This window comes from Flavobacterium geliluteum (assembly GCF_017948595.1).
GTDB lineage: Bacteria > Bacteroidota > Bacteroidia > Flavobacteriales > Flavobacteriaceae > Flavobacterium > Flavobacterium flavipigmentatum.
In genome coordinates, this window is sequence record NZ_JAGFBV010000083.1 from 1 (window position 1) to 413 (window position 413).

Below are 413 nucleotides of genomic sequence, written 5' to 3' on the forward strand. Positions count from 1 at the left end.
CAAACGATTATTCCAGCTTGGAAAATGGCAGTATCAAAAAGAGAAATAACAGAACCTTTACTTTTTCATTCAGACAGAGGCATACAATATGCTTCGATAGAATTCAGAAAATTGATTAATAAAAATACTCTAATCACTCAAAGTATGAGTAGAAAAGCTAATTGTTGGGATAATGCTGTAGCTGAAAGTTTTTTCAAGACCCTTAAAGCAGAACTTATCTATCAGCATAAATTCACAACCATTGAAGAAGCTAAATTAGCAGTCTTTGAATATATAGAAGTATGGTATAATAGAAAACGTCTGCATTCTTCTTTGGGATATAAAACACCTAAAGAAATCGAACTAGAATTTTATAAAATTAAAAGTGTAGCATAGGTCTTAGAAAATTTGTCCCACTTTTTGTTGCAAGTCCA

Annotated in this window: 1 protein-coding gene; it reads left to right on the top strand. The window is 31.0% G+C overall.

Annotation, left to right across the window (positions count from 1 at the left end; genetic code table 11):
• The coding region (locus tag J3495_RS19050) for an integrase core domain-containing protein (protein ID WP_210668569.1) at positions 1-375 on the top strand (375 nt) is incomplete at its 5' end.
• Positions 376-413 lie beyond the last annotated feature (38 nt).